This window comes from Oceanicola sp. S124 (genome assembly GCF_000220565.1).
In the GTDB taxonomy this organism is placed as follows: Bacteria; Pseudomonadota; Alphaproteobacteria; order Rhodobacterales; family Rhodobacteraceae; genus Pseudooceanicola.
Genome location: NZ_AFPM01000323.1, coordinates 1 through 20,688 on the forward strand (window position 1 = coordinate 1; position 20,688 = coordinate 20,688).

At 63.3% G+C, this 20,688-nt stretch carries 29 protein-coding genes; 26 read left to right on the forward strand and 3 right to left on the reverse strand.

Annotated elements, in window-relative coordinates; translation table 11 throughout:
- Nucleotides 1–422 precede the first annotated feature (422 nt).
- Together tcmP and OS124_RS26730 are read right to left on the reverse strand one after the other, a co-directional pair.
- Nucleotides 423–1,295: a three-Cys-motif partner protein TcmP gene (gene tcmP / locus OS124_RS0122005; RefSeq protein WP_138919618.1), complete on the reverse strand. Its 873-nt coding sequence runs from the start codon at nucleotides 1,293–1,295 to the stop codon at nucleotides 423–425.
- A 35-nt stretch (nucleotides 1,296–1,330) separates the two neighbouring features.
- The gene (locus OS124_RS26730) at nucleotides 1,331–2,164 is read right to left on the reverse strand and encodes a DUF5131 family protein (protein WP_083834707.1); all 834 of its coding nucleotides are present in this window, start codon (nucleotides 2,162–2,164) and stop codon (nucleotides 1,331–1,333) included.
- Nucleotides 2,165–2,388: 224 nt separating this feature from the next.
- On the opposite strand from OS124_RS26730, the gene OS124_RS0122010 reads away from it, so the two are divergent.
- Nucleotides 2,389–2,895: a hypothetical protein gene (locus OS124_RS0122010; protein WP_010142185.1), complete on the forward strand. Its 507-nt coding sequence runs from the start codon at nucleotides 2,389–2,391 to the stop codon at nucleotides 2,893–2,895.
- A gap of 14 nt (nucleotides 2,896–2,909) precedes the next feature.
- Here the strand turns inward: OS124_RS0122010 and OS124_RS25640 are convergent, their stop codons facing one another.
- Nucleotides 2,910–3,620: a S24 family peptidase gene (locus tag OS124_RS25640; RefSeq protein WP_010142187.1), complete on the reverse strand. Its 711-nt coding sequence runs from the start codon at nucleotides 3,618–3,620 to the stop codon at nucleotides 2,910–2,912.
- Between the two features lie 331 nt (nucleotides 3,621–3,951).
- On the opposite strand from OS124_RS25640, the gene OS124_RS25645 reads away from it, so the two are divergent.
- From OS124_RS25645 to OS124_RS26295, 25 genes are all read left to right on the forward strand, one after another.
- Nucleotides 3,952–4,368 carry a hypothetical protein gene (locus OS124_RS25645; protein ID WP_010142188.1) on the forward strand — a complete coding sequence of 139 codons (417 nt, stop codon included), beginning with the start codon at nucleotides 3,952–3,954 and terminating at the stop codon, nucleotides 4,366–4,368.
- Nucleotides 4,368–4,700, forward strand: a complete 333-nt coding sequence (locus OS124_RS27125) for a hypothetical protein (protein ID WP_138919619.1) — start codon at nucleotides 4,368–4,370, stop codon at nucleotides 4,698–4,700. The genes OS124_RS25645 and OS124_RS27125 overlap by 1 nt, the downstream gene beginning before the upstream one ends.
- 224 nt (nucleotides 4,701–4,924) lie before the next feature.
- Nucleotides 4,925–5,194 (forward strand): hypothetical protein, encoded by a 270-nt coding sequence (locus OS124_RS27130; RefSeq protein ID WP_010142189.1) that lies wholly within the window; start codon nucleotides 4,925–4,927, stop codon nucleotides 5,192–5,194.
- A complete protein-coding gene (locus OS124_RS27135) occupies nucleotides 5,191–5,412 on the forward strand; it encodes a hypothetical protein (protein ID WP_138919620.1) in 222 nt (73 codons plus the stop codon). Before OS124_RS27130 ends, OS124_RS27135 begins: the two co-directional genes overlap by 4 nt.
- A gap of 88 nt (nucleotides 5,413–5,500) precedes the next feature.
- Nucleotides 5,501–5,647 carry a hypothetical protein gene (locus OS124_RS27810; protein WP_202799084.1) on the forward strand — a complete coding sequence of 49 codons (147 nt, stop codon included), beginning with the start codon at nucleotides 5,501–5,503 and terminating at the stop codon, nucleotides 5,645–5,647.
- Nucleotides 5,640–6,494 carry a ParB/RepB/Spo0J family partition protein gene (locus OS124_RS0122035; RefSeq protein WP_010142190.1) on the forward strand — a complete coding sequence of 285 codons (855 nt, stop codon included), beginning with the start codon at nucleotides 5,640–5,642 and terminating at the stop codon, nucleotides 6,492–6,494. The genes OS124_RS27810 and OS124_RS0122035 overlap by 8 nt, the downstream gene beginning before the upstream one ends.
- Nucleotides 6,491–8,638: a transposase domain-containing protein gene (locus OS124_RS0122040; RefSeq protein ID WP_010142191.1), complete on the forward strand. Its 2,148-nt coding sequence runs from the start codon at nucleotides 6,491–6,493 to the stop codon at nucleotides 8,636–8,638. Before OS124_RS0122035 ends, OS124_RS0122040 begins: the two co-directional genes overlap by 4 nt.
- A 39-nt stretch (nucleotides 8,639–8,677) precedes the next feature.
- Nucleotides 8,678–9,424 carry an AAA family ATPase gene (locus tag OS124_RS0122045; protein WP_029375659.1) on the forward strand — a complete coding sequence of 249 codons (747 nt, stop codon included), beginning with the start codon at nucleotides 8,678–8,680 and terminating at the stop codon, nucleotides 9,422–9,424.
- Nucleotides 9,424–10,011, forward strand: coding sequence for a hypothetical protein (locus OS124_RS25650; RefSeq protein ID WP_010142193.1), 588 nt, complete (start codon nucleotides 9,424–9,426; stop codon nucleotides 10,009–10,011). The genes OS124_RS0122045 and OS124_RS25650 overlap by 1 nt, the downstream gene beginning before the upstream one ends.
- Complete coding sequence (locus tag OS124_RS0122055; RefSeq protein ID WP_010142194.1) at nucleotides 10,008–10,385, forward strand: hypothetical protein; 378 nt, start codon at nucleotides 10,008–10,010, stop codon at nucleotides 10,383–10,385. The genes OS124_RS25650 and OS124_RS0122055 overlap by 4 nt, the downstream gene beginning before the upstream one ends.
- The gene (locus tag OS124_RS0122060) at nucleotides 10,372–10,701 is read left to right on the forward strand and encodes a helix-turn-helix domain-containing protein (RefSeq protein WP_010142195.1); all 330 of its coding nucleotides are present in this window, start codon (nucleotides 10,372–10,374) and stop codon (nucleotides 10,699–10,701) included. The genes OS124_RS0122055 and OS124_RS0122060 overlap by 14 nt, the downstream gene beginning before the upstream one ends.
- Complete coding sequence (locus OS124_RS25655) at nucleotides 10,694–10,957, forward strand: hypothetical protein (RefSeq protein WP_138919621.1); 264 nt, start codon at nucleotides 10,694–10,696, stop codon at nucleotides 10,955–10,957. Before OS124_RS0122060 ends, OS124_RS25655 begins: the two co-directional genes overlap by 8 nt.
- Nucleotides 10,950–11,591: a DUF3164 family protein gene (locus OS124_RS0122070; protein WP_010142198.1), complete on the forward strand. Its 642-nt coding sequence runs from the start codon at nucleotides 10,950–10,952 to the stop codon at nucleotides 11,589–11,591. The genes OS124_RS25655 and OS124_RS0122070 overlap by 8 nt, the downstream gene beginning before the upstream one ends.
- Nucleotides 11,592–11,595: 4 nt before the next feature.
- Nucleotides 11,596–11,964, forward strand: coding sequence for a hypothetical protein (locus tag OS124_RS0122075; RefSeq protein ID WP_010142199.1), 369 nt, complete (start codon nucleotides 11,596–11,598; stop codon nucleotides 11,962–11,964).
- Nucleotides 11,964–12,419, forward strand: a complete 456-nt coding sequence (locus tag OS124_RS0122080) for a regulatory protein GemA (protein ID WP_010142200.1) — start codon at nucleotides 11,964–11,966, stop codon at nucleotides 12,417–12,419. Before OS124_RS0122075 ends, OS124_RS0122080 begins: the two co-directional genes overlap by 1 nt.
- Before the next feature lie 233 nt (nucleotides 12,420–12,652).
- Nucleotides 12,653–13,030: a helix-turn-helix domain-containing protein gene (locus OS124_RS0122090; protein ID WP_010142202.1), complete on the forward strand. Its 378-nt coding sequence runs from the start codon at nucleotides 12,653–12,655 to the stop codon at nucleotides 13,028–13,030.
- Nucleotides 13,031–13,104: 74 nt separating this feature from the next.
- Nucleotides 13,105–13,974, forward strand: coding sequence for an N-acetylmuramoyl-L-alanine amidase (locus OS124_RS0122095; RefSeq protein WP_010142203.1), 870 nt, complete (start codon nucleotides 13,105–13,107; stop codon nucleotides 13,972–13,974).
- An 11-nt stretch (nucleotides 13,975–13,985) separates the two neighbouring features.
- Nucleotides 13,986–14,336 carry a hypothetical protein gene (locus OS124_RS0122100; RefSeq protein ID WP_010142204.1) on the forward strand — a complete coding sequence of 117 codons (351 nt, stop codon included), beginning with the start codon at nucleotides 13,986–13,988 and terminating at the stop codon, nucleotides 14,334–14,336.
- Nucleotides 14,336–14,581 carry a hypothetical protein gene (locus OS124_RS26290; protein ID WP_010142206.1) on the forward strand — a complete coding sequence of 82 codons (246 nt, stop codon included), beginning with the start codon at nucleotides 14,336–14,338 and terminating at the stop codon, nucleotides 14,579–14,581. Before OS124_RS0122100 ends, OS124_RS26290 begins: the two co-directional genes overlap by 1 nt.
- 144 nt (nucleotides 14,582–14,725) lie before the next feature.
- The gene (locus OS124_RS0122110; protein ID WP_010142207.1) at nucleotides 14,726–15,079 is read left to right on the forward strand and encodes a DUF2730 family protein; all 354 of its coding nucleotides are present in this window, start codon (nucleotides 14,726–14,728) and stop codon (nucleotides 15,077–15,079) included.
- Nucleotides 15,076–15,375, forward strand: coding sequence for a VpaChn25_0724 family phage protein (locus OS124_RS0122115; RefSeq protein ID WP_010142208.1), 300 nt, complete (start codon nucleotides 15,076–15,078; stop codon nucleotides 15,373–15,375). Before OS124_RS0122110 ends, OS124_RS0122115 begins: the two co-directional genes overlap by 4 nt.
- A gap of 2 nt (nucleotides 15,376–15,377) precedes the next feature.
- Nucleotides 15,378–15,947 carry a phage protein Gp27 family protein gene (locus tag OS124_RS0122120; protein ID WP_029375660.1) on the forward strand — a complete coding sequence of 190 codons (570 nt, stop codon included), beginning with the start codon at nucleotides 15,378–15,380 and terminating at the stop codon, nucleotides 15,945–15,947.
- A complete protein-coding gene (locus tag OS124_RS0122125; RefSeq protein WP_010142210.1) occupies nucleotides 15,944–17,626 on the forward strand; it encodes a terminase large subunit domain-containing protein in 1,683 nt (560 codons plus the stop codon). The genes OS124_RS0122120 and OS124_RS0122125 overlap by 4 nt, the downstream gene beginning before the upstream one ends.
- Nucleotides 17,626–19,263, forward strand: a complete 1,638-nt coding sequence (locus OS124_RS0122130) for a DUF935 domain-containing protein (protein ID WP_010142211.1) — start codon at nucleotides 17,626–17,628, stop codon at nucleotides 19,261–19,263. Before OS124_RS0122125 ends, OS124_RS0122130 begins: the two co-directional genes overlap by 1 nt.
- Nucleotides 19,256–20,656: a phage head morphogenesis protein gene (locus tag OS124_RS26295; RefSeq protein WP_010142212.1), complete on the forward strand. Its 1,401-nt coding sequence runs from the start codon at nucleotides 19,256–19,258 to the stop codon at nucleotides 20,654–20,656. Before OS124_RS0122130 ends, OS124_RS26295 begins: the two co-directional genes overlap by 8 nt.
- The last annotated feature ends 32 nt before the right edge of the window (nucleotides 20,657–20,688 follow it).

Below are 20,688 nucleotides of genomic sequence, written 5' to 3' on the forward strand. Positions count from 1 at the left end.
GGTGTAATTGGACACACCTTTCTTCAGTGATACCGGAAGACCACGAACCAAGCCGGAAGAAGCAGGATCACATTGAAAGATAAGGACTATAGAGAACGGAGCCCCCTACCAGGAGAGGCGCGGTGATGTCCTGCAGTGACGCTGAAACGGGCGCCGGAAAGCCTGATGGCAGGAAGATGAGACACCGGGATCTGCAGTGCGCTGGAAGAGCCTTAAATACCTAATTTACATGGGCGATTTGCACGCGATGAAGCGCATTTGAGGCCGAGGCAGCAGGCGCGGAACATGCAAATCATTGCGCAAGTTCCTGGTCGCTCTTGCATGTTGGAAATAATCTCACAAAGGCAGTAGCTTAGGCGAACGGCGCTGAAGAACGCCTAGCCGCGAACATGCAACTGATTTCGCCCCATCAGAGCACCAAGTCAAACCTCTAGCTCACCTTGATCGCTCAAGTGGGACGGCTGTGATGCTAGCTGTCCGATCACGCTGCGGAAGGCTTCATCCATCAATCTCGGAGCCTCAGGGTGATCACTCGCATGGACCAGGTGGAAGGCCGTGCGCTCTCCATCGACAAGCAGAGGAACTGGGTAGACCAAGGCGGTCCGATAGCCAAGTTCCTCGGTGAACCTCCGCGCGATCAGTTTGACCGCAGCCTCCTGCTGGTTGATCTCCATCAGGCGTTGCCACCCGGGGCCGCCCCACCATTGCTCCATGTCTCGGAGCGACTCTGCCGTGGATCTGGTCTTCACAGCGCGGAGCAGCCAGGCGGTGCCAACAAAGTACATCATCTCGATTTTGTACTTCGCACCTTTCCTTGCAGCTATCGCCTGCACTGTCCTCCATTTGCATTCCATGTTTCGCTGATCCAGAAGCGCGAACACTGGCGCATTTCGGCTAATGCGGCCGCCTTTCAAGATCTCATCAACACGCTGATTAAAGTCGCCCTCCAAGACCCAGACACGCCGAAACTTCGGATGACGGTCATGCAGGCGCTTAAGTTCGCGTAGTTGCTCGCAGCCCTTTGGGTCCAGGTCACAGAGCCAGAACTTGCTCAATCTCGGCGGCGCGACTTCCAGGACCCGTCGGGCTGTCCAAGCTTCCTCATGCAAGCGACTTTGCGGCGCGGCAAATCCGTCGATGTAGAGACCGCCTTTCGTGATCAATTGGAACCGCTTGATGTACTCCGCGATCAGCATGCTCTTGAGATTGGATTGGGCAGGAACATGATCGATAGGCCGTTGTCGGGACTTCACATCATGCACGATGAAGGGAGACGATGGGGCGGTCGAAAACACCTCCGTCTCTCCAAACAGGCTACCCTGATCTGCCCCTAGATCGCGCGCGCCTTTGGCAGTTGATCCCACTCTGCACCGTCCAGATCTCTGCCTGCCACCTTCTTGCCGACACGGACCATCCGGGTTCCGTCCGCGGCAACCTGTTCACGCAGCACTTTGCGCTGTGGCAGGTTGATTCCATTTCCAGGAGCCCAATCGCCCCATTGTTTAAAATGGAATGCTACGTCATTTTCCATGCATTGGGTAAGCAAAGACCTAAACCAGGTCGGAGATGCTGGACGGGCTTTAGGTCCGCTTTCTCCTCCAGTAATCAGCCAATCGATCGACGATCCAAGATACGGCTCAAGGTCAAGAGGCCCCAATAGCGGTTCTGCAGAAATGAACCTCACCTTGGCAGGGATCGCGGCCAGATATGGCAACAGCTCATCTGCACGCTTCTGAAGTTCAACAGTGGTGCCCAGCCAGACATTTCCTGGCCAGTCGCGAGACCATCCAGCAAGTCGAGGTACATTCGACGGCCGCTTTGTCAGAAGAAGCCAGTCGAGGTGCGGTGTCTCCTCGATCAGAGCCCACAGTTTTCGGCGCCAAGGCTCGAGCTCATCGCGGTCTTCGAAGACATCTGCCATTGAAGCGCAGAACACGCGCGGCCGCTCCGAGGCCGATGCAGCCTTCCTGTTCCAGCCGAGGGGCGCGCTCCAATGCTGCTCTCCGAAGAATCGCCGGTCGCTCTTCGGTCCCCATACGGGCTGACCGACACGCTTGGCCCATGCTTCAGCATAGCAGTGCTTGCATGCCTCCGAGACTTTCACGCAGCCCCACCAGGGATTGAAGGTGTGGGTGGCCCACTCGATCTTCGTGTTCTCGCCCATAGGATTTCTCTGCTCGCATTCACTGACAGCTGGGATTCTGGTCACTCTATGGCAGCTTGGCAACCGCCTGATCGAGAGGCGGACATGATATGTTCTCCATTTCCTATCGCATGTGGCAGCTTAGGGGCTGACGCTTGAGAAGTTTGGGATTCTGCAGCACCAAGATGTGATGTACGGTTTTCACATCGACCACCACTCGCCCCAGATGCCGAGGACAGCAAATCGTGAAACTGATCCCCTTCTCCCTGGCACTTCTCCTGCTCTCCTCCCCTGTCCTGGCCGAGGAGAGCCAGCCGGACTACCGGATCCAGCGGCTTGCCCAGGAGGCCGTCGCGAATGGCTGGGAAGTCGCGAGCGAGGATGACCTTTGGCGGGCCTATGCCGAGGCGAATGGCATCAGCGCGGACCACGCGGTCGTTGAAGAGCATCTGATCGAGACTGCGAAGGAACTCCGGAAGATTCCCTCGCCTGAACAGCTTAACGTGGCTCAGGAAGTTCTGCGCGTGGCAAATGGACTGAAGACCTTTCGCTACCAAGAACAGTATGCCTACCTGGTTGGGAGAGGAACGCTGGTTATCTGCGGGCAAGCCATCGAGGTGCGCGATGGAGGGACGGTCGGAGATTGGGCAACCTACAAGACCTCTTTTGCTCTGTTCGGGCAGCGAATGCTAACGACGCAGGTAGAACTTGATGGTGATGCGGGTGCCCAGTGCAATTTGGGTGTCCGATAGCCTAGGCGGATACTTCACTCCTCGGCCGTGTGCCCCCACCAGACCACCTTCCCGATCACGTTCACCTCTGACCAGCGATCGCGCTTGATAAACTCAGGCTGGACATCGGGATTATCCGAGACCAGGATGATCGCGTCTTCAAGCTGAGCGATGCGCTTCACGCGCGCACCATCGTCCGTTGTGAAGGCGTAAATCGGGCTCTTCTTGGACCGATAGTTCGGTGACCGCTGTGGGATCTCCCGCTTCGCAGTGTCGATGAGAACCATATCGCCCGGATAGATCGTCGGCATCATGCTCTCGCCAAGCTCGCCCTGAGCAACGCGGGCCAAGACGGCATTCGACGGTGAAATCCCGATCCGGCTCAGCCAGGCGCGCTTAAATGCGAGATGGTCGACGACCGGTTCATCGCCATTGATTGCCCCGCCACCTGCAGACAGCGTAGCTGAGTGAACTGGGATGTGGGCATAGTCCCCGCCATCTAGCACGATCTGCTTGACCGGTCCGGTATCTCTGGGTGGGCCGATGTAGAACTCAAGCCCCAGTAGGTCGCAGATCTCTTTGGCTCTGGTGATCCTGGGTACTGCTCTCTTCTCGTCATCACGCACGACTGAACGAATCGCGTCGACCGGAAGCCCCCCCTCCTTCTCGACTGCAAAGGCATTCTTGTTCAGCGCCTGAAGCTGCTGAGCGACTGCATCCGCGAAGGTTTTCCCAAAGTCTTCCATCGTTCGGGACGGTGCCCGAAAAACGAACCTTTGACAATCGGGAAAAACCCAGTCATAAGATTCGGGAGAAACCCAGTTGGAGGGTCGGGATGAACACAGGCACCATCATCATGCAGGCGGAAGCATACTGCGCTCACACGGGTCGGACCCTTTCGACGGTAGGGTCGTATGCTGTTCGCGATGGAAAATTCTTCGATCGCTTGAAGAATGGCGGTGGATGCACGCTTCGCACCGCAGATCGCGTAATCGCGTGGTTCTCCGACAACTGGCCCTCGGATCTGGCCTGGCCATCGGAAGTTGCACGCCCCACCCCTCGCAAGCGGGTGGCGGCATGATGGACCTTCGTCGGAAAATTGCGCTGTTCATCTGCCCGGAGTTGGCAGAGCTGCCCTATGATCCAGCCCTCGAAATCAGCGACAAGCACACCAGCTTGGACCCGCGTGCAGAAGCAAACGCGCTGATCGTCCGCCGTCTGGATCGCATCTACGCAGCCCACACCGGCATCATCCTGGATGGCCAGAATGCGCCTGACTACATCGGCCCGCTCGATGGCTGGAATGACAATGCTAATCGTGTGCGCTGGACCGTGATGGGCGCCCTGGAGCGTCTCCGGAAAGGTCAACAGACCGGTGTTCGTCCGACGACAGCGTGGCGTGCCCAGAACTACTTCAGCTCGATCTGGCCGGCCGATCTCGCCTGGCCGTCCGACATCCCGCGCCCCGCGCCCAACCGGAAGGAGGTGGCGTGATGGCTGTCTTCGAGTTTGACCTGGTCAACCGAATTGCCACAGCGAGCTCTGGGGCGTCACACCCTATCGAGATTGCGCAGGATGGGACGATCCACTGGGTCGCTCCCAAACCGGTGGAAGGCGATCTTCAAGCAATATGTGAAGCATTCGCTGCCGCTGGTCGTGAGGTGCCAGCCGCCATTCGCGGCCTGCTTCCTCCGGCAGATCGTCGATCGCATCGCAAAGGAAACTCGCCCGCATCCCAAGCGCACCCCGGTGCCGCCTCGAATGCCGTCGAAGCCAGTCCTGGTTCCCGAGTGTCAAAAGCTCATCTGGAAGGAGGTTTTCAATGATCTCCCGCCACTCCGCCTCGTCCGGTGCGGGGACAGGCCATTCTGTCGACCCGCAGGATATCGCAAGCAGGAATAGCTCCGCGCGCAGATCGGATGTCCGGATCAATGTAAGGGCTGTCCCTCCGAACAGTGGTGAGGCCTCTCGCACCGAATTCATCGAATCCCTCCATCCCGCGTCCCACCCGTTGGATGGTAGGGGCGGCTCTGGCAGCGAGAAAGCGGAAATGCACCGCTGCCAGAGCTTGCCGATCGGGGGCCATCATCACCGCTCCCTCGAAACCCTCCGCTTCGATCCTCCCTCGCCCGTGTCCCAGGGCGTTGCGAAGCGGGAGCCCGCCGGGCCGCGCGTGCTGCCACCACTGCGCGCGGCCTGGCGCCGGATTTGCATCGCTTCTCGCTGGATCGACGACAGCTGGGTCGGGGACCTGATCGGCGCGATCTGCCTGTTCATCATCCTCTTCATGGGGCTGTTTATGGGGGTCCTCTTCTCATGACCAAGCGTTTCAACCCGGCATCTGAAGCAGTTGCTTTCCGCCTCTGGCAGCACTGCCAGGGCAACGGCTGGGACTGCACGATCGCTGAAGCAGCGGTCGCCATCGACGAACCTGTCAGGCGGGTCTGCCGCATCGCCGGCCACAAGGGATGGGGGCACCGTTTCCGCGCCACTCGCAGGGACGCCTCGGCTGCCTTCGAAGCTGAGGCCGCGCACTGACATGCACGCGGCCTCGCTCTCCTCTCCTCGTCTGGTGCGCGTTCGTCAGCTCCTGGCTGACGGCAAGCCGCACTCGACGCGGGAGATCGTGAGAAAGGCAAAGGTCATGGCGGTGAACGCCTGCATCTCCGAGCTGCGCAGCCACGGCGCGCAGATCCATTGCGACCGGCGGCGCGTCAATGGCGCTGTCCGCTTCTACTACACGATGACGAAAGGCCCTGCCGAGAATGGCTGACATCCTGACTACCATCACCGAACTTCCCATCGACGAAATCGAAGTCGTGGACCGCTTGCGCCCTGTCAGCGAGGCAGGCGTGCAGGCGATCATCGCCTCGATCGGCGAGTTGGGCGTGATGAAGGATCCGATCCACGTCCGTCGGATGAAGAACGGCAAGACGCGCCTCCTGGCGGGTCTGCATCGCCTGACCTCCGCGCGGGAACTCGGCTGGCAAACGATCAAGGTGACCTGCTGGCGGTGCAACGACGACTTCGCCCGGCTAATGGAGATCGACGACAATCTGGCCGGTGCCGAGCTGACCGCTCTGGACACGGCCGTCTTCCTGGCCGCGCGCAAGCGCGTCTACGAGAAACTGCACCCGGAGGCAAAACATGCGACCGGTGCCGTCCTTGCAGACAAACGCTGGAATGCGGCGGACATCGTGTCCGTCGCATCTTTCGCCAAGGCCACCGCCGACAAGTTCGGGATCACCGAGCGCCATGTGCGCCGCATGGTGGCTGCCGGAGAGCGCCTAGCGGGCGACGAGGTGTCTCGCCTGCGCCGCGCGCCCAGGCCCGTCGCTCTCACAGATCTGCAGGTGATCGGCACCCTCGGTCCGACCGACCGTTACGCCGTTGTCGATGCCCTGGCTGAAGGCCGCGCCAAGTCCGCAGGCAAGGCCATGGCGGAGATCAAGGCCAGCACCGGCGCCGTCCCGGCCCCGGTCGATCCGACCGAGAAGGCCTTCCTGGATCTCATGGATGCCTGGAAGCGCGCGCCCGCCACGGCCCGGCGGCGCTTCCTCGACGAATGCGGCGGCGACGTCTCCGCCCTGATGCCGAAGCCGGAGGCGGTCCAGGCATGAAGGATTTCGTGGTCGCAAAGGAATGGTGGACAGCCAACGAGATCGGCGAGGCCGCGCTTCCGGATATGCCCGCGACAAGGCAGGGCGTGGAAGCCCTGGCAAAGTCGATGGGGTGGCGCGAGCAGCCGGACTTTGCCCGGCGTCGGTCCGGTCGCGGTGGCGGCTGGGAATACCACTGGCGCCTGTTCCCGTCGCGGGCGCAGCGTCATCTGCTCGCCGAAAGCGGCACGGCCGCAGCTGACGACAGTCAGGATATGGAACGGGGTGAGGCCTGGGCCTGGTTCGACGGGCTGCCAGAAGCCACCAAGAAGGTCGCCCAGGATCGTCTGCGGGTCCTCAAGGAGGTCGAGAGCCTTACCGTCGCCACGACCAAGTACCTGGCCGTTTCCATGGTCTCCAACCGCATCGACAAGAGCGAACGCACCATCTGGAACTGGTTCGGCATGGTCGAAGGCGTCGATGTGGCCGACTGGCTTCCCTACCTCGCGCCGCGTCACCGGACAGGAAAAACCACGGGGCAGAAGGCTGAGGCGGACCAGAGGTTCTATGACTGGCTGAAAGCCGACTATCTTCGGCTGGAAGGCCCCAGTTTCAGCAGCAGCTATCGCCTGGCGGAGAAGCTCTGCAAGGCGCATGGCGCCGCGATGTTGACCGAGCGCACCGCGAAGCGCTGGCTTGACCGCACCGTGCCGCTCGTGAGCCAAGTCTATATGCGCCAAGGCGAGCGCGGACTGATGAAGTGCTTCCCACCGCAGATCCGCGACCGTTCCAGCCTGTCCGCGCTTGAAGGGGTCAACGCCGACTGCCACAAGATCGACGTCTTCGTCACCTGGCCCGGCTACGAGAAGCCGATCCGCCCGCAGATCGTGGCGTTCCAGGACCTCTATTCTGGCAAGATCCTCGCCTGGCGCGTCGATGTCGACCCGAACAAGGTCGCGGTGATGTCGGCCTTCAAGGAATTGCTTGAGACCTGGGGCATTCCCAAGCATTGCCTCTTCGACAACGGCCGCGAGTTCGCAAACAAGTGGCTGACCGGCGGCGCTCCCACGCGCTTCCGGTTCAAGGTCCGCGAAGATGAACCGCTGGGTGTCCTGGCGATGCTGGGCGTGGAAATCCACTGGGCCACGCCGGGGCATGGTCAGGCCAAACCCATCGAACGGGCCTTCCGTGACCTTGCCAGTGACGTCGCCAAGGACCCGCGGTTCGCCGGGGCCTATGTTGGCCATCGGCCGGACGCCAAGCCCGAAAACTATATGAGCCGTGCGATCGAGCTGGAGGCCTTCCTGGCAGTCGTCGCGGAGGGCATCGCCGAGCACAACGCTCGCCTTGGCCGTCTCAGCGACACCGCGCAGGGCCGGAGTTTCGACCAGACCTTTGCCGAGAGCTATGCACGGGCACCGATCCGCAAAGCGACCGAGGAACAGCTCCGCCTGTGCCTGATGGCCCAGAAGGTCTGCAAGCTGCATGGCACCCATGGTCGCCTGACGCTGCACAAGAATGCCTATTGGTCAGACTGGATGAACGAAATGGCGGGCCAGGAGGTTGTCGCGCGTTTCAACCCGGAAGACCTACATGCCGGTGCGCATATCTACAGCCTGGCAGGCGAGTTCCTTGGCTTTGCGGAGTGCCAGGAGAAATCCGAGTTCTTCGACCTAGCCTCGGCCGAGGCCGCCGCACGGGAACGCCGCAGGAACATCAAGGCGCAGCGGCAGGCCGCCAAGGACCTGCGCCCTGTGTCCGTCGGCGGTCTCGCCGCCGCGCTCGACAGCCTGCCGAAGCTCGCCACGGCCCCCGTCGAGGCAAAGGTCGTCAAGCTGGCGAACCGCGAGGAAATCCGGCGGCTGGAGGATCGCAAGCGGGGCGCCCTGATCGCGAAGCCCGTGCCAGCGCCGGAGACATCACCCGAGCTGGATGCCCAGCTGCTGGAGTTCAATGCCAACTTCGGCACCAGGAAACCCACTGCAGAGCCGCAGGAGACCGCGCGAGATCGCTTCTTCCGGGCCAGGGCAATCGAGGAGCGCTCGGCGGCTGGCGAGCTGATCGGCCGTGAAGAAGCCGCCTGGTACCGCCGCTACGCCGAGACGGCCGAGTACCGGTCCAACCTAACGATGTTCGAGAAATTCGGAGCGGAAAGCATCCGCTGAACCGGCCGATCAACAGGCCTTTAACGAGGAGAGATGACGATGAAAATCGATCGAGCAGGAAGCTTCAGCCATGGCGTCGCGCCGCTGCGCAACGTCATGCTGCTCAACCAGCTGATCCAGCGCGTGAACGACCGCGACCCGGATCTGCCGGGCATGGCGTGCTTCTATGGCCCGTCCGGCTACGGCAAGACCACCGCCGCCACCTGGAACGCTAATGAGACCAATGCCTACTGGGTCGAGATGCGCGAGAGCTGGACGCGCAAGACGCTGTTCCGGGCGATCCTGACCAACATGGGGATCGAGCCGCGCCGCACCATCCCCGAGATGTCCGAGCAGATCTCCCGCCAGTTGGCCGTCAGCGGCCGTCCCCTGCTGATCGACGAGGCCGACTACCTGATGAAGGCCAAGATGATCGAGCTCATCCGTGAGCTCTACGAGGACAGCAAGGGCACGATCATCCTGATCGGAGAGGAGCGTCTGCCGCAGAACCTGGCAAAGCTGGAGCGGACCCACAACCGCATGCTCGACTGGGTCGCGGCCCAGCCCGCCGACCTGCGTGAAGTCCAGATGCTGGCCCGGATGAAGTGCCCCGGTATCGATATCGAGGAAGAGGTGCTGGCGGAGATCCTGCGTGCAGCTGGCGGCCGGGCCCGGCGGATCGTCGTGATCCTCGGCCAGATCCGCGAGCATGCGGCCCTGAAGGACAAGGATGCCATCGCGATGGCAGATGTTGCGCAAATCGGCTTCTACACCGGCGATGCACCAGCCCCTCGGGGGAACCGCTGATGTCGATTTCGCCCACCGGCCGACCGCAGGTCCATGAGCGCAAGCCGTCCCGTCAGGATATCTGGGAGGCAATCCAGGCTAACGCGGAAGGGTTCACCATCGCCTTGCTGCATGCTCGTTCCCTGGCCAATCGCAAGACGATCTCCGACTACCTGGCGGGGCTCATCGCCGCCGGCTACGTCGTGAAGCACGATCACCCGGAACAACCGACCTATGACCTGGTCAAGGATGGCGGGCATCATGCCCCGCGCGTCCGCAAGGATGGCACACCTGTCACCCAGGGCGCCGGAGCTGAGAACATGTGGCGCAGCATTTACATGCTGCGTGAGTTCACCCACGAGGACATCGCCGCCCACGCCACCACCCTGTCGGTGCAGGTGACGAAAGAGACCGCGAAGACCTATGTCTCGATGCTGCTCAAGTGCGGATACCTGAAGGTGCTACGGAAGGCCGAGCCCGTGAAGGGGCGGCTCGCCAAGTACCAGCTGGTCCGCAATACCGGGCCGCTGCCGCCGAAAATCCAGCGGGTCAAGCGCATCTACGATCCCAACACCCACGAGGTTTTTGAGCCGCGGGGCGCCGCATGACTACCCAACTAAATACCGCCCAGGACGCCTGGGGCGACGACCTGCCGGACTGGGTCATGACGCTGGCCCGCGAGTGCGCCAACACCAGCCAGAACAAGGTCGCCCGCCAGCTTGGCTATTCCGCGACCGTGGTCAGCCTGGTCCTGCGCCGCAAGTACCCCGGCGACCTGAAGGCGGTCGAGACTGCCGTGCGCGGCGCCTACGAGGATCTCTCGATCACCTGTCCGGCGCTCGGGGAGGTGTCCCCGCAGGTCTGCCAGGAGTGGCGCACCAAGGCCCGCAAGTTCTCGACCGAGAACAGCCAGCGCGTGCGCATGTTCCGGGCCTGCAATGGCTGCCAGATCCATAAGGGAGGCAAGGATGACGACGTATGAGAGCATCATCTCTCTGGCACAGGCTCGTCATCAGCCTGCCAGGATCGCCGACAGGCTCGGGCTGTCGCGGGAGACCGTCTACAACTACATCTCCCGCGCCCGTCGGGAAGGACACCACATCCCCCATTTCGGCCAACGGCAGACGGAGCCACGAGTCGGTCGTGTCGTCGTATCGACCAAGGTCCTTCGGCGGTTGCAATCTGAGGCCGGCACCCGCGGCATTACTGCAGGTGAGCTGGCGACACGCCTGCTGGAGCATGTCATCCAGGATGACCTCGTCGATGCGATCCTGGACGACGAGGTGTCCAATGGCTGAGCGTATCTCGACATCTCTCATGTTGACGCAGGCGGGCCATGCCCTGGGCAAGCTCGACCGGCACGGCCCCCGCGGCGCCAGCTATGTGACCTATGCCGAGATCGAGGCCATGGCACTGACCCTGGCTGCGCTCGGCTTTCCGACAGTGCCGACGGACCGGACGATCGACGATCCCGAGTTCGCCAACCTCCGCTTCACCCCCTCGAATTTCATCGCGCTCACGCAGCGCACCAGAAAGGAGCAAGACAATGGCTGAGAAGCAGATCCCCGACGGGCGCCAGCAGATCAACGGCGTCCCCTACATGGCGGACGCCAAGGGCTCGCTCGTGCCCGTGTCGATGATCCGCCCCGAAGACCTCCTGGAGGATGAGACGGTGCGCAAGATCGCCGGCCACGCGCTGGAGCTCTCTGCCCAGGTCTCCCGCTTCAAGGAGCACACCTTCGACGATCTCGGCGACTTCGAGGCCATCCTGGCCCAGGAGTACGAGGCGACCAAAGGTGGCAAGAAGGGCAACAAGACCTTCATGAGCCACGACGGCCTCTACAAGGTGCAGGTGGCCGTTGCCGATCGCATCGACTTCGGGCCGCAGCTGCAGGTCGCAAAGGAGCTGATCGACGAGTGCCTGAACGAGTGGGCGGCCGACGCGCGAGACGAAATCCGCACGATCGTGACGCGGGCCTTCAACACCGACAAGGAGGGCCAGATCAACCGCACCGAGATCTTCATGCTGCTGCGCCTCGACATCTCGGATTCGCGCTGGCAGCGCGCCATGCAGGCAATCCGGGATGCCATGCGCGTCGTCGGCTCGAAGACCTACGTGCGCTGCTACCACCGCAGTGCCCCCGATGCGGCCTGGGAGGCCATCACCATCGACCTGGCGAAGGCCTGATCCGATGGATGCCCGGCTGATCACGCATTTCGTGGATGTCGACCTGGTCGAGGTGCAGAGCACCGACTATCAGGTCCTGGAATATCTCGAAGAGGTCTCGGCCCCGGGCGAACCCCGGATCGAGGTTTCCATGACGATCAACCGCTCGGCGATGGAGTTCATCGTCGAGGCCCACCCGCCGCGCCGGTACAGGGTCAACCTGCGCCAGCTTCAGGACCGCTCGATCGAGGCGATCCGGGCGGACATGCGGGGCGACACCGATCGGGCCGAACAGGGCAGCCTGCCGCGCGCCTGGCCCGCTGGCTGGTGGATCTTGCCCGGTGTCCTTGGCGGGTTCCTGATCTGGGCCTGGCTGTTGAGCGGGCTGTTCTGATGTCCCGCACCCTGCAACGCACCATCTTTGCCGGCTGTCGCGAGCTCGGCCTCGATGACGACACCCGCCGCGATCTTCAGCTGGGGGCAACGGGTAAGGCTTCCCTTTCGGAGATGACCGAGGACGAACTGAAACAGGTCATCAAGGCTCTCGAAACACGGGGTTTTAAGCGGGTCGTGAAATCCGATGCAAAGCGCCGTCCAAAGGCCAAGCGGGCCGACGTCCGGTTCGCCCACGTCCTCTGGCGGCTCCTTCATGAGAATGGCTCGGTCCGTGTCGCTGGCCCGGCCGGGCTCAATGCCTTCACCCGCTCGCAGTTTGAGGGCAAATGGGGCGCGGTCCCGATGGACATCGACATGATGACCGACTGGGCGCAGATCGCCGACGTGATTGACGCGCTTAAAGCCTGGTGCCGACGCGATGGGATCCAGCTGAAGGGGGAGCACAATGCATGAAAAGCCCATGCTCCCACATGTCACCGACCATGCCATTGTTCGCCACCTGGAACGTGTCGAGGGCTTGGACATCGACGCCGTCCGGACCGAGATCGCTCGCAGGACCGAACGTGGGGTCCGGTTCGGGGCTTCCTCGGTCCTCTTCAATGGCTTCCGCTATGTGCTGCGCGGTGGAAATGTCGTGACGGTACTGCATCGTTCCTACGCACCGCGACCGGCGGAGGGCGCGGTTGATGGATAGCTATCCAAAGGCGCCTGCCCACATCGAACCTTTCGTCCGCGTCCTCGGTCCGGTCGTTGCGACCGAGTTCCTGATGACCTTTGGCGGCGCTGACCTCTACCTGACCCCCACTCCGAAAAGCCGCTCGCGCCTTGTCGGCCTCGTGGGCCATGAGAAAGCGGCTGAACTGGCCGAGGCGGCGGCGCATCTTCCGCGCCGCATTCCGACCGCCAAACCGTGGGTTGCGGCGGTCTATCGCGCTCAAGGCTTGCCAGTAGCTGAAATTGCCCGCAAGTTGCACGTCAGTGACGTCACGGTGCGCGCCTACCTGAAGCGCTATCGCGCAGCCGGTGAAACCTCCTCCAGCCAGCCCAGACTGCCCGGCTTCTGACGCCCGCAAGCCCTTGCGGGTGTTTCGGATTGGCGTCAGCCGTCACCTTGATCCCGAAAGGGACGGTGACACTGATGCAAATCACGAACCACAAACTTGATGGTCTCCGCTTCAAGCAGGCGAAGTGGATGGGGGGTGTCATCACCCCGGAAATCGTCGTGTTGCACGACACCGCCAGCCGCCTCGACCCCCTCAATGCCGCCAACTACCTGGCCGACAACGACGCCAAGGTGTCGGTGCATTTCGTGCTGGAGCGGGACGGGACAATCACCCAGCAGGTGCAAACCAACCGGGCCGCCTGGCACGCCGGGAAATCCACCTTCCAGGGGCGCGATGGCTGCAACAACTTTTCCGTCGGCATCGAGATAGTGAACCCGGGCCGCATGACGCGGACGAAAGACGGCTTCGCACGGACGTGGTGGGGCGGACTTTTCGACGCCGAGGGGGGCACCGTCGGCGAGATCGAAGAAGTCACGACGCCCGAGCATGGGGCCGGCCTCTGGATGGCCTACACCGAAGAGCAGATCGAGGCGCTGCTGGAGCTGCTGCCGGCTCTCTTCGCCGGGATCCCGACATTGCGGGACATCACCACCCACTGGTATATCTCGCCCGGCCGCAAGGTCGACACCAACCCGCTGTTCCCGCTGGAGCACATCCGCGCCAAGGTCCTCGGCCGTGACGATCCCGCCGACATCGCCGCAGAAGACGCCTCCGAGCCCGAGGCGCCCTACAGCTACGTCGAAGTCGAGACCCGCGGCGACAACCTCAACATGCGCCGCTGGCCCTCCTTCAATCCCAACGTGCTCGCCGCGATCCCGGACGGCACGCCCGTCCCGGTTCTGCGCCGGGGCATGTTCGGCGGTCGCGAATGGCTGCTCGTCCAGTACGGCGGCCGCGAGGGCTGGATCGTTGCACGCTATGCGGCCCCCGTGACCGTCAGCTGAAGGAGCATCTCATGGCCAAGAATATGACCCTCCCGGCGCTACCCGCCTGGCACGCCCGCAGCTTCTACGCCTCGCTGCTCCTGGCGGCGACGGTGCTCTGCAATCTCTTCGGCATCGATATCTGGCAGCCCCTGCAGCGCCTCGGGCTTGGCAGTTCGGAAGGCGAGGTCGTCGACAAGATCATGGTGCTGGCGCCCCTGGCCTTCGGGCTCTGGGCCTGGTGGGAACGCCGTGCGCCGAACTATCGCCTGGCCCTGTTCTCGTCCGATCCGGGCCTTCCCAGGGCCCGCTCGTTCCTCCGGCGCCTCTGGCAGCGGCTGGTGGGACCGGCAGCACCGACGCCTGCAAAGGAGGCCTCCTGATGCGGCTTCTCTGGAAATGGTTCGGCGGCGCCGCCTCGCTGCTCGTCGCCCTGCTGACAGCAGTCGGCTGGCTGAAGCGCTCGACCCGAGAGGAGATCGAAACCGAGACCGCCAGACAGGCCGATGCCGACAACCTCGCAACCCGTGAAAGGATCGACGATGCGACTCGTGATGAGCCTGAGCCTGATGCTGCTCGTGAGCGCCTGCAGCAGTTCGGCACCGGCGCCCGTCCGCCCGAGCGGTGACGGCCTCTGCGCAGGTCTGCTGGCCCCTGCGAAACGCCATGCGGCCGCGCTTGCCGAGAGCCCGCATGACCCCTCCGTCATTACCGGCGATCAGCTGATCGCCGGTCTGATTGCGGGCTGTGGCTATGACACCGGGGCCGGTGCATGACGGTGGATCTGGACACGCTGTACCGCGGCCTTGCGATACTCAGCACGCTTGCCTCGCTCGGAGCCGTGATCTTTGCCTGGTTCGCCGGCCGGCGGAAGGATGTCGATCGCCGGCTTCAGGAGGGCTCGAAACGCATGGATCGCCACGATCTGCGCCTTCAGGCCCTGGAGCAGGACGTGAAGGCGATGCCCGGCAAGGACGACATGCACCGACTTGAGCTGCATCTCAGCGAGATGGCCGGCGACATGAAGGCCATGTCGTCGACGCTCGTCGCAATGGCCGAGAGCCAGGCGCGTACCGAACGCATTGTCAGCCGGCACGAGGACCACCTGAGAGGAACCGCCCAGTGACCACCTACCTCGCCACCCTCCGCAAGCATCGCCGTCTGGCCATCCTGCGGCACCTCGAAGCCTGCATGGACTATACCTCCAATGCCTCGATCCTGACCGATGTCCTGGACGGTGTCGGCGTCACGTCCAGCCGAGACCAGGTCGTGACCGAGCTGGCCTGGCTGCGTGAGAACGGTTTCGTCAGCTTCGATGATGCCGGCGATTTCCTCGTCGTCGAAGCGACCGCGCGAGGCGTCGAGATCGCCCGTGGCCGCGCAGTCCATCCCGATATCCAGCGCCCGAGCGCCCGGAGGTAACCATGCCACCTCCTCGCAAAGTTGATCTTCTGCCGGCCGAGTTGAAGGCCTGGCTTCAGGAGGAGCTGCGGTCTCGCGGCTTCGGCGACTATGTCGCGCTGACCGATGCACTGAACGAACGCCTGGAGGCTGAGGGCCAGGAGCTTCGCATTGGCAAGAGTGCCGTGCATGCCTTCGGCCAGGAGTACGAACACTTCGTGAAGGCGCAAGAGCAGGCCAGCTCCTGGGCCGCGGGCTGGATGAATGACAACGGGCTGGAAGAGGAGGCCAAGCGTCACAACGTACTCTTCCAGATGGTCACCACGCTCGCCTTCAAAGTCATGCAGGCGCAGATGGTCAAGGAGGGCGACGAGATCGATCCGCGCGAGCTGCACTTCCTGGGCAAGATGCTGAAGGATGTCATGAGCTCGTCCGGCATCCGCCAGAAGCTGATGGAGGAAGAGCGGACCCGCGTGGAACGTCAGGCCAGGGAACAGGCCGCGGCTACGGTCGAGAAACACGCTCGAAGCGCAGGTATGACAGCGGCGACGGCCGAGGCGATCAAGGCGGAGATTCTTGGGGTTTCGGCATGACCGCGCCGATCACCCGCGATGAGTGGGAACGCCAGCGGCGTGAGGCGACGGAAGCCCTGCCGGATGTCATCGAACAGGTCGGTCTGCCGAAGGTGCTGCTGCCCTACCAGGCACGCGCCGTCTCGCTGCTCGACAGCGTCTCGACCCATGTTCTCTTCATCGAGAAGAGCCGTCGCATCGGCCTAACCTGGGGCCTGGCGGCCTATGCGGTGCTGCGGGCCGGGCGCGAGAAGGCGGCTGGCGGAATGGACGTGATGTACATCTCCTACAGCCAGGAGATGACCCGCGAGTTCATCGACGCATGTGCCATGTGGGCACGCGCCTTCTCGACGGCAGCGCAGGCGCAAGAGGAGTTCCTCTTCCCCGACAGTGACAAGGACGGCGATCGGTCGATCAAGGCCTTCCGCATCGCCTTTGCCTCCGGCTTCGAGATCATCGCCCTCAGCTCGGCGCCGCGCGGTCTGCGCGGGAAGCAGGGTGTCGTGATCATCGACGAAGCCGCCTTCGTCGACAGCCTGGCGGAGCTCCTGAAGGCTGCCCTGGCGTTTCTGATGTGGGGCGGTCAGGTCGTGGTCTGCTCGACCCACGACGGCACCGAGAACGTCTTCAACCAGCAGATCCAGGACATTCTGGCCGAGCGCGTGCCCTACAAGCACATGCGGATCGACTTCGACGAAGCGCTGCGAGACGGCCTATATCAGCGGATCTGTCTGGTCGGCAGCAAGGACTGGACGCCAGAGGGCGAAGCCACCTGGCGGCAGGACATCATCGACTTCTACGGTGACGGCGCCGACGAGGAACTCTTCTGCATCCCGTCCATGGGCTCTGGCGCCTGGCTTTCGGCTCCCCTGGTCGAAGCGCGGATGACGGAAACCGATCTGGAGGTCCTGCGCCTCGAACTGCCGGGCAACTACCTGCAGCTCGCCGAGCTCGACCGCCTCGCCCTCTTCAGCCCGTTCATGGAGAAGCTGGAACGCACCCTGGAGGCGATCGACCTCGATCCCCTCTTTGCCTTCGGCTTCGACTTCGCGCGGGTCTCCGACCTTTCTGTCGCGTCGCTGCTGGCCATTGAACAGCGCCTGAAGCGGCGCGAGACCCTGTCGGTCGAAATGCGCAACGTGCCGGGCGACGAGCAGAAGACCGTCGTGCGCACGATCCTGCGCCACGTCCGGCCGCGCCTGGTTGGCGCTGCCTTCGACGCAACGGGCATGGGCTGGACGGTTGCAGAGGACATGGGCCGCGAATTCGGGCTCCGGGAGAACGAGGAGGACGGCGGCCTGGTCTGGGCGATCAAGTTCAGCGAGGACTGGTACCGCCTGCACATGCCGCCGCTGAAGGCCGCCTTCGAGGATGACCAGATCGCCCTTGCGCCGGATGCGGAACACCTCTCTGACCTGCGCGTGATCAAGCTGGTTCGTGGAACGCCCCGCGTGCCGGCGACCCGCGAAGGCGAGAAAGGCAAGAAGCGACACGGCGACTACGCGATCGCCCTGGCTCTGGCGCATTTCGCGAGCCGGATGCGGTGGGTCGAGTACGGCTATCGCGGCGCCGGCGGCAGCCATGCAGGCCAGCGATCGGAACGCAGCTTTGCGGAAACGGCCGATGAAGCCGATCAGCACGATGGTCAGCGCGCCTGGTGGTCTGGCCCGCTTGGTGCCACCATGAAAGGAATGGTCTGATGGAACAGCAATCCCGCGTGCTTGATCGGTGGGGGCGCCCTGTGCGGCGACAACAGCTGACGGAAGAGGTCGCGGCGCCGTCACTTGGCGGTGTCCGCTCGCCGATCACCGGATACCCGGCCGACGGGCTGAACCCGCTTCGCCTCGCGGCCATCCTGCGCGAAGCTGACCAGGGCGATCCCGTGCGCTACCTGGAACTCGCGGAAACGATCGAAGAGCGCGACCCTCACTATCTCGGGGTCTTGGGAACCCGGCGCCGGTCGGTGAGCCAGATCGACATCACTGTCGAAGCGGCGAGCGACGATCCGCGCGACCAGGACATCGCCCAGATGATCCGGGACTGGCTGAAGCGCGACGAGCTGACCGAAGAGGTCTTCGACATCCTGGACACGATCGGAAAGGGCTACTCCTTCACCGAAATCATCTGGGAAACCTCCGAAGGGCAATGGCGTCCGGCACGGCTGGAATGGCGGGATCCTCGCTGGTTCCGGTTTGCCCGCCACGACCTGGCAACGCCGCTGATGCTCGATGATCACGGGCAAGAGGTTGCGTTGCCGGCCTTCAAGTTCATCTTCGCGCAGATCAAGGCGAAGAGCGGCCTGTCGCTGCGTTCCGGTCTTGCCAGGGTCGCGACCTGGGGCTGGATGTTCAAGGCTTACACCCAGCGGGACTGGGCGATCTTCACCCAGACCTACGGCCAGCCACTGCGGATCGGCAAGTACGGCGCCGGCGCGTCGGATCGCGACAAGGAGACGATCTTCCGGGCCGTTGCCAATATCGCGGGTGATTGCGCGGCGATCATTCCCGACAGCATGTCGATCGACTTCATCGAGGCCAAGTCGCTCGGCTCTTCGACTGAGCATTACGAGAAGCGCGCCGACTGGCTCGATAAGCAGATCTCCAAGGCCGTCCTCGGCCAGACTGCGACCACGGATGCCGTGACCGGCGGTCTCGGCTCCGGCAAGGAACACCGGGAGGTCCAGGAAGATATCGAGCGGGCCGATGCGCGGGCGCTGGCGGCGATCCTCAACCGCGACCTGATCCGTCCCTGGGTCGATCTCGAATACGGCCCCCAGTCGGCCTATCCGCGCCTTGTGATTGCGCGGGCAGAACAGGAAGATTTGGCCGCATTCTCGACTGCGCTCGCCCCGCTGGTGCAGGTCGGGCTGAAGGTCCGGCAGGCGGAGGTGCGCAGCAAGTTCGGCCTTTCCGATCCCGAGGCAGGAGACGACATTCTGGCGCCCACGGCGTCGTCAGCGCCGCAGGCCGACCCGCTCACGGACGAGGATGCATCAGGGAGCGCCGTTAAATACCCATTAAAGGGCCTTCCCGCTTCGGAACGGGGAACGGCCACCCTACAGGCCGAACCGCGCTCAGCGGCGCTCTCTGGAAGTCCCAATCCCGTAGACCCGATGACCGACCGACTCGCTCGCGAAGCTGGGGATGGCATGGAAGCCATGCTGGCGCAGATCGAAGCCATGCTGCAGGCCGCAAATTCGCTCCCGGAGTTCCAGGCGATGTTGCAGGCCGGGTTCCCCGAGTTGGATGAAAGCGCCCTGGCCCAGGTGATGGCCAAGGCGCTTGCCGCTGCCCATGGCGCCGGCCGGGCAGCTGTCGAGGAGGAAAGCATTGGCTGACCCTCTTGGCGCTTCCTTCCGAAAACCGTTCGACGAACAGGTCGCGGCCTACAAGCTGCGCATGGGCAACCTCGTCCCGACCGCGTCTTGGGATGATGTCTGGCAGGATGCGCACAACACCTCGTTCATGGTGGCTGGCGCCATGAAGGCTGACCTGCTGGATGACCTCTCCAAAGCGGTCGAGAAGGCTGTTGCCCAGGGCACCACGCTGGAGGAGTTCCGACAGGACTTTCGGTCGATCGTCGAGACGCACGGCTGGCATGGCTGGACTGGTGAGGGCACTGCCAAAGGCGAGGCCTGGCGAACGCGCGTCATCTACCAGACCAACCTGCGCACCAGCTACATGGCCGGCCGGCATGCGCAGCTCGTCGAGGGAGGTTATGCCTTCTGGGTCTATCGGCATGGCGGGTCGATGGAGCCTCGCCCTCAGCACCTGGCATGGGATGGGCTCGTCCTGGCGCCGGATCATGAATTCTGGCTCACCCACTATCCCCCGAACGGTTGGGGCTGCAGCTGCCGTGTCTTCGGTGCGCGGTCGGAACAGGGAGCGCGGCGAGTTGGGGGCAAGCCGGGCAAACAGTTGCCGGATGGATGGCAGGCACGGGATCCCAGAACGGGCGCCCCAAGCGGCATCGACAAGGGCTGGGGCTACGCGCCGGGACGAACAGTCGCGGCCAGAATCACCGATGTCGCAAAGGCAAAGGCGGATCTTCTTCCGCAGCCGCTTCAGGCCCATGCGCGCCAGTTCGCGGATGACCAGGGCCGATCTGGAGATGCCATGGCCGAGATCCTGAACCGGATCATGGCACATCTGGACGGGGCTTTCGGCACCGAGATCCTTACCACTGCGAAGGCCTGGCAAGCACCGAGCTTGAGCGAGGCACAGAAGAGCGTCGTCGCCTCCTACAAGCGGAGTGGTGAGTTTCGCGAGCAGCTTGACGACTACCTCCGCCAGCGCACCGCCGGCGCGGAAGCCTTGGACAGCGAGCTGGACACGGTTGCCAGGACGCTGGACCAGGCCTTGTCCCGACTGCCCAGGTACAAGGGGACCGCCTATCGCGATCTCAACCTGGTCGAGCTCGGGCATCAGATCGACCTCCGGCAACTGGCTGCCGGCGACATCCTGAACCTGAGTGGATACCTCAGCGCTGAATTGCAGCGACACCGCGTTCCCTTGGGACCGGTGCGCCTGATCATCGAAGGCCTCAGCGGGCGGCGTGTCTCCGGGCCGGGCGAAGGGGCATGGATCATGCTGCGCCGGGGTTTGCGATATGAGGTCCTGGAAAGCCGTCTTGTCCGCGAAGCCGAGGGCGACCTTCTGCTGCTTCGTGTGCGAGAACTGGCGCCCAGCGGGCCGCATCCTGACATGAGAGGCGCGCTCGATGCTTTCTGATCGCTCTTCACTGCAGCGCCATGACGGCCGTC